Origin of the sequence: Bacillus sp. JJ1566, from assembly GCF_036962685.1 — a bacterium.
GTDB lineage: Bacteria > Bacillota > Bacilli > Bacillales > Bacillaceae_L > Ferdinandcohnia.
In genome coordinates, this window is the sequence record NZ_JBALOP010000078.1 from 1 (window position 1) to 7,547 (window position 7,547).

The following is a 7,547-nucleotide window of genomic DNA, read 5'->3' on the forward strand; positions in this document are numbered from 1 at the left end:
GGAGCGAACATCTCATATTACAACCAATATAGTAAAGTTGAAGTTGTATTGACAAATATATTCGATTCGTCAAAGGAAATTCCTAATGCTTCTGTTCGAATATCAGATAGTGGAGGTTCAGCGACAAATGAAAATGGCCATTTTACATTTACAAGAGTATGGCCAGGAAATCATACAATCGAAGTACATGCCGAAGGCTATGAACCTATAACAAGAGAAATAAGAGTTCTATCAGGCCAACGAATTAATCTAAATATCTCATTAACTCCTAGCAATGAGGACTCTACTGTTACAAATGGAGTTATTGCAGGAATCGTAAAAGACGAAAATGGTGTTCCGATAAAAGGGGTTAAAATTTATACACATAATGCAAATCCTGTTTATTCTGATTTTAGCGGGTATTACTCTTTACCTGTTGAAGAGGGAACATACACAGTCATGTTTGAAGCGAAAGGCTATCATTCTGTTAAAACAGAACCAGTAAATGTAACGAAGGGGTCCATTTATCCACTTGATACTCAATTAAGCTTTTCAATGGATGTAACAAAGCCTACTTGGCCCGAAGAAGCTAATTTATCAATTTCAGATGTTAGCGAGAATGCTGTTACTTTAAGCTGGGGCTTTGCAGCTGACAATGATCAGGTAGCCTTTTATAAGGTATTTGTAAATGGTACCCTTCGAAATATTGTACCAAGCACAGTTACTTCAATAATAATAGATAATTTGTCTGCCGGAACGAATTATGATTTTTCGATAATAGCTGGTGACAGCTCAGGAAACTGGACAACTTCTGAACTAAAGGCTGCTGCTAGAACGCATGCTAGGGCAGATTTGGATCTTATTTTTGATAAAAATCAAATTTATGTTAATGAAAATACAACTGTTACACTTACTGCCAAGCATGGAAAGAATTTATATGGATTTGATGTTTCAATTAAATATGATCCGGAATTAGTTGACATTTCTACTATAAAATTGAATCCGTCATTTGGAATGGATGGAACAACAGCAAGTTTATATCAAACAAATAAAGAAGGAATTCTACGCATTGTTGGAACATTGGTTGGAGAGCAGGAAGGACATTCTGGAGAGGTTCCTCTCGTAGATATTTCTGTAACGGCTCTGACCAAAGAAGGAACTGCAAATTTTACAATAAAGAACGGATCTTCAGTCTCAGATATTGAAGATGCACTTTATGTTGCGAATCAGGATTATGCTAAAAGCTTAAATATCACAAATCCAGTAGAAGGGATACAATTAAGCAGTACTGAAATGACGCTTGATACTTCTACAAATAAAACTGGTAATTTAACTGCTACTGTTATCCCGGAAAATGCAACAAATAAGAAGGTTCTCTGGTCATCTACGAATGAAAAAGTTGCAACAGTTGATCAAACTGGTAAGGTAACTGCAATTAGTGCAGGAAAAGCGAAAATTATTGCGACGACTGAGGATAAAGGCCTAAAAGCTGAAAGTGAGATCACTGTTATTTCCTCAGTAACTGGTATTAAGGTTAATAAAGAGGAGTTTCGATTAAATGGAACAATCAATGAGACGGAAACATTGATCGCAACAGTTCTTCCAGAAAATGCAACCAATAAAGTCATTGTTTGGACGACAAGTAACCCTACTGTTGCAACAGTAAGCAGTGAAGGTGTTGTCCAGGCAGTCGGGTTAGGAACTGCAGCTATAACTGCTACGACTGAGGAAGGCGGCTATAAAGCATCAGCCAATGTGCGGGTAACTGGTGATGCTTCGTTTTATATTGAGTCGGAAAAGGATATAGTCGAAAAAGGTGAAGAAGTCTCACTTGAGATATTTGCAAATAAAGTTGAAGACCTGAAGCAGTTTAACCTGAATGTTAACTATGATCAAAACCTCTTTGAACTAGCAAATATTACTTTGCATGAGGAATTTGGTGTAATCGGAACAACTGCGGAATTGATCACCACTGATAAGGATGGTAATGTTACAATTCAAGGTAAACACATCAATGATTCAGAATCCTTAAAAGGTACAATTGGACTAGTTAAGCTTGTCTTTAAAGCGAAAACGACAACACAACAAGGGGTATTTGCATTACAATCCAATTCCGAGCTTATTGATAATAAAGATGTACTATTTTTATTAAGAAATCCTATATCGAAGAAAATTGCTGTAACAAACGCAGACGTAACAGGTGACAATACTGTAGCGGTAAACGACCTAAGCAAGATAGCTAAGGCTTTCGGAAAACTGACTGGTGAAACTGGTTACCAAGGCATATTAGATATGAATAAGGATGGTACAATTGATATTGTCGATATTGCTTATGTAGCATATAAAGTGTTGTATAAACCAATCGCAACAATGGTCTTAAATGAAAATGAAACATCTAATATCCATGCAGCTGCAGTTACAAATACGGAAAAATCAAACCTAAAGCTAACGATTGATAATGAAGCTACCTTTAGAGTAGGTGATAGTATCGATGTGAAGGTAATAGCTGAAAATCCTAAGGATTTATTTGGTGCTCAATTTACTTTTGAGTATGATCCTGCTAGATTACGGTTAGCTGAGGGTAAATTTCATATAAATGAAAGCTTTTCGAGTTTTGGTGGTTGTGTAGTTGATGAAGAAAATGGATTGATCTCCTGTCCAATCATTAATACAGGCTCTATTGGTTCAACTAGCGAATTTGTTGAAATTGGTTATATACCAATGGAATTATTAAAAACGGGTACAGCTGAGGTTACTCTAAATAATATTAAGGTTGTTAATTCTCAAATAAGAGAAATAAGTGAGAATCAAGAAAATAACCTTAAACTTATCATACATGATGCTCCTTTAACATCTCCTATTGTTGATGATGTAACAGATGCATCAACTAAGGTTACTGGTAAATCGGTAGCTGGTGCTTTAGTAAAAATTTCTGCTAATGATATTGTGATTGGTGAAGACTTGGTTGCTGAGGACGGTAGATTTGTAGTTGCCATTCCACTACAGGAAGCCGGGACAAAATTAATCATAACGGCTTCAGACGATTCAGGTAATGTAAGTGAAGCGACAACGGTAGTTGTAACGGATGCAACAGCACCTTCAAAACCAACTGTGAATGATGTAACCGACAAGGATACGACTGTCTCAGGAAAGGCTGAAGTAGGTGCAACGATCGAGGTTAAAGCGGGCGAACAGGTTGTTGGAAGTGGTGAGGTAAAGGCTGATGGTACATTTAGTATAACGATTCCAAAGCAAGCAGCCGGAACCATCTTGACTTTAACTGCAACGGATCCTTCAGGAAACAGAAGTGAATCAGCAACAATCACCGTAAAACAAGTGAAAAAATCGGGCTGGTCCTATGAAAACAACAAGTGGCACTTCTACGATTTAACGACAGGAGACTTAAAGAAAGGCTGGCTAAATGACGGAGGCACTTGGTACTATTTCAATCATCAAGGAATCATGCAAACCGGATGGGTTCAAGACGGTGCCGTTTGGTATTACTTTACGAGCTCAGGCGCGATGAAGACTGGATGGTCACAAATTGGCTCTACCTGGTACTACTTTACCGGCTCTGGTGCGATGAAGACTGGTTGGGCTCAAATTGGCTCTACCTGGTATTACTTTGCTGGCTCAGGAGCAATGAAGACCGGCTGGGTATATGATGGTGGAAGCTGGTATTATATAAAAGCCAGCGGTGCAATGTCGGCTGGTTGGGTTCAAGTAGGCTCCAGCTGGTATTATTTTGCAAACTCAGGCGTAATGAAAACTGGCTGGGTTTATGATGGACGAAGCTGGTATTATATGAAATCCAGTGGTGCGATGGCCACCGGTTGGGCGAAGGTAGGCTCCAGTTGGTATTATTTTGCAAGTTCAGGAGTCATGAAAACAGGCTGGCTATTAGACGGTAGGACCTGGTATTACATGGATGCCGGTGGTGCCATGAGAACCGGTTGGGTGTTAATCGGCGCCAAATGGTATTACTTTAATGCAAGTGGAGTTTGGGTAAGTTAATGATAAAAATGAACGGCTCATTTCTAAAAGATTGTTGCTTCTATAAAAAGCGCGAACCATGTTGATGGAAGCGGAAGATGGCGCCTCTTCGAAAATGCATTCGCATTTTCTTCGTGCGGTTCAAAATGCAGCGGAAATCAACCGTGTGTCAAAAGCAACAAAGCTTGCGAAAACAGCCAAATGAAAAGACGGTGTCTCCCCAAGAGAGAACCGTCTTTTTGCATATAAAAAAACTGACTAAGCCTCTGCTTAGCCAGTTCTTTTATATTAATTAGCGAATCCAAGCACCGTTTGCTCCAAGCTTGTATCCTTGAATTGTAGTGTTTGCTGCCATAGCACCACTGTTGTATAAATAGTACCAAGTACCATTAATATTTTCCCAACCAGTTTGCATAGCACCGTTACTAGCAAAGTAGTACCAAGCACCACCAATGTATTCCCAACCAGTTTGCATAGCACCGCCACTTGCGAAGTAGTACCAAGTACCATTACTATTTTTCCAACCAGTTTGCATAGCACCGTTAGTTGCGAGATAGTACCAAGTACCATTTACATTTTCCCAACCAGTTTGCATTACGCCACTATTGTTAAAGAAGTACCATTGTCCACCAGTAGATGCCCAACCTTTTTGCATCGCGCCATCGTTACCTAGTAAGTACCAAGTACCATAGCTGTTTAACCAGCCTTTTTGCATAGCTCCACTATTAGCAAAGTAATACCATTTACCTGTGCTGTCTTGTGCCCAGCCTTTTTGCATCGCGCCATCGTTATCGAAAAGGTACCATTGTCCACCAGTGTACACCCAATCGGTTTGCATTTGACCAGCTTCGTTAAATAAATACCATGTTCCATTCTTATATAGCCAATCATTAGTTAGTGCAGCGCCACTATTTGTAAAGTAGTACCAGTTAGAACCTACCTCTACCCAACCGTTAGTGTACATTGCTCCACTATCAGTGAAGAAGTATGTTTTATTACCGATAGTTTTTAGCCCTACAGCCATTTCACCACTTGGATTTAGGTAATACCATTTACCATTATCCAGCCAACCAGTTTTCATAGCACCGTCTTGTTTTGGATCAAGATAATACCATTTACCTCCATCATCGTACCAACCAGTAACTTTATTACCTGAATGGTCGTATACGAACCATTTACCGTCTTCCTTTAACCAGCCTTCGCTCGCGATTGTTAAAGTGATGGCTGATTGATTTCCATCCGCATCTGCAACGAAACCATTAAATACATTGGATAGATTCAAGTGTAAAAGATCGCGGATTTCTTGGACTGTTGTAATATACATCAGCTCTTCAACAGAAATACCAAGTTCATCAGCTAATTCCTGATAATCTTCAACATTGATGTTTAATTTTTCTAGATCGATTGTTGCCACACCATCAACAAATGTTAAGTCAGCTTCATCTTTATAAAGATATGAATCCTTCGTAAAGATAGACGCAGTTGCTGCATTATCGGAATATAACTGGATTTCGTCAATTTGCGTGTTTCCAGGGATTCCTACAAGATTAAGTGTAAAATGATTATTTGCGCCAGTAGCTACAATGTTATCACCAGTATTAGTAACGAGGGTAATTCCGCTAAGGCTAACCTGACCATTATCTGAAATCTCAGGTGAGTAGTTTTGTGAAATACTAAATCCTAGTGTATCTAGGCTTTCGTTTTCATATGTAACAGTAACTTCTCCAAATGCTTGATTTCCAATAGGATACAATAGCTGACGAAGGTTGCTGATTGCAATGCCATCTTGACCCTTATCATATTCCCCTAAATTTTCGCTAATGATATATTCCGCTTTATTATTAACAAGCTTCACATCTTTAGCAAGTAAAACTCCGCCTAAGGTTCCAAAATTGAAGGAAGCTTTTTCTGCACCCTCAGGGACAGTTACGGAAACTTTTTCAAGCTTATCGTTTTCTTGAATTTCATTTTCGCTAACAAACTTGTCTACATCAAATTTGAACATATTACTACCATCGTTCGCGATTGTGAATTCTTGCCCACTAACCGTAACAGAAATGGTAGGAAGTGTATTTGCGCTACTTACTTGTGGTGCAACAAGTACTAGTAAGAGAGCGAATACGGTGAATAAGACACCAAGCTGTTTCTTCATACGAATCCCTCCTAATAAATTATTTAGTTGTTAATCTAGCCAAATATAAGTAGCAGATTACTAGATTTAGACAATACCTCTTCATTTTACAAAATTCTACAGGTTTTTACAAAGGATTTTAGAAAATATTTCAAGTTAATTAGGAGTTTTTTCCTAGTAACCTATTTTAAGTGTGCCATTGCCTTTGATAGGAGAGCATCGCGACGGGATTCTTTTGAGCTATTGTATTGATCAAGATATGGTTTTGCATAACTTTTATCTAATCCATTTGCTACTAATTCATTTGTTAATGCCTTGTAAACAATTTGAAAGGCTTCATCTGTCTTAGCTTCAAGTACATTTCCTGCACGAGAATACTTTGAATAGAAATAGAAATAGGAAACATCCTCATCATTGCTTTTCTTTGTCTTGTATTCTTCAATTCCAATAGAAATTAACGAATCTATTTTTTGAATTGCTTGTGTTTCTATTTCCCTAAAAGATGGCTCATATTTTGACGTAATGGAAGCTGCCGGGTTGGTATCTTCTTTTTTGGTATCCGTTTGAGTTGTCTTTTTATCTTGATTCTTTGTTTGAGTTCCGTTTGAAGTCGTGTTTGTTTGAGTTGAGTTCGATTGAATAGGGTTTGTTTGTTCTTCCTGATTCTGGCTGTTGTCCACTTCTTTTTCTTCATCTATTGTATCGCTAGATTCTAAGTTTGTTTCTTTGTTAGTCGCTTGTTCATTTGAGTTTTCTGCTTTACTTTCTGTTCGCGGATTGTCATCAGGAAGTGAGATCTCATATTCGGTTTCTACAATTTTATCGACATTTTCATCGGCTGTATCGTACTCTTTTACTTCCAATAAATAATAAAGAATGCCTCCAACTAGGACTAATAATACAACAATGGATAAAATTAACTTTTTTTTCATGCCTACGTATGCCTCCAAGATTTCGACAAGATTTTTTGTATATCGATAGTACCACAAAAATGGCGATTTTAGGTTTTAAATTGTTCTAAAAATTCGTATGGTAATTTTCGTAGATTGCTAAACTCTAAAAAAAATGGTAATTTCATAGACATTTTGTCGTATTTTTGCTTAAATTTTTATAAGAGATAACTAGTTTGGGAGGGGGGAATTCTGTTGTTCAAGAAATATTTTATCGTTATCGCGGTTATGACTATGCTTCTATCAGCGATACCATTAAATTCGGCACAGGGAGCAACGCGTGTTGGCTGGAGTTATCAAAATAACGAATGGTATTACTATCAAAGTAATGGATCGTTGGCAAAAGGCTGGCTCTATAATCAGGGTGCTTGGTATTACATGGATAGTTGGGGAGCAATGGAAACTGGCTGGGCTTATCTTGGCGGTAAGTGGTACTATCTCTATCCGAATGGGAAAATGGCAACCGGCTGGGTGATGGACAAAGGAAAATGGTA

Annotated in this window: 3 protein-coding genes and 1 pseudogene; 2 read left to right on the forward strand and 2 right to left on the reverse strand. The window is 38.1% G+C overall.

What is annotated here, in order from left to right:
- Nucleotides 1–3,993 (forward strand): Ig-like domain-containing protein (locus V7112_RS23180; protein WP_335424243.1); only part of this gene is annotated, 3,993 nt, incomplete at its 5' end.
- 271 nt (nt 3,994–4,264) lie between these two features.
- Here V7112_RS23180 and V7112_RS23185 read toward each other — a convergent pair.
- Together V7112_RS23185 and V7112_RS23190 are read right to left on the reverse strand one after the other, a co-directional pair.
- Nucleotides 4,265–6,124, reverse strand: coding sequence for a hypothetical protein (locus V7112_RS23185; protein ID WP_335424245.1), 1,860 nt, complete (start codon nt 6,122–6,124; stop codon nt 4,265–4,267).
- A 161-nt stretch (nt 6,125–6,285) separates the two neighbouring features.
- Entirely contained in the window at nt 6,286–7,035 is a 750-nt protein-coding gene (locus V7112_RS23190) for a hypothetical protein (protein WP_335424246.1), read from the reverse strand.
- A 213-nt stretch (nt 7,036–7,248) separates the two neighbouring features.
- Here V7112_RS23190 and V7112_RS23195 point away from each other — a divergent pair.
- Nucleotides 7,249–7,547, forward strand: a pseudogene (locus tag V7112_RS23195) (hypothetical protein); the annotation flags it as partial.

What these genes read in the sequence shown, in the direction of transcription:
- V7112_RS23185 (WP_335424245.1), bottom strand. Translation starts at nt 6,124, where the DNA reads ATGAAGAAACAGCTTGGTGTCTTATTCACCGTATTCGCTCTCTTACTA.
- V7112_RS23190 (WP_335424246.1), bottom strand. Translation starts at nt 7,035, where the DNA reads ATGAAAAAAAAGTTAATTTTATCCATTGTTGTATTATTAGTCCTAGTT.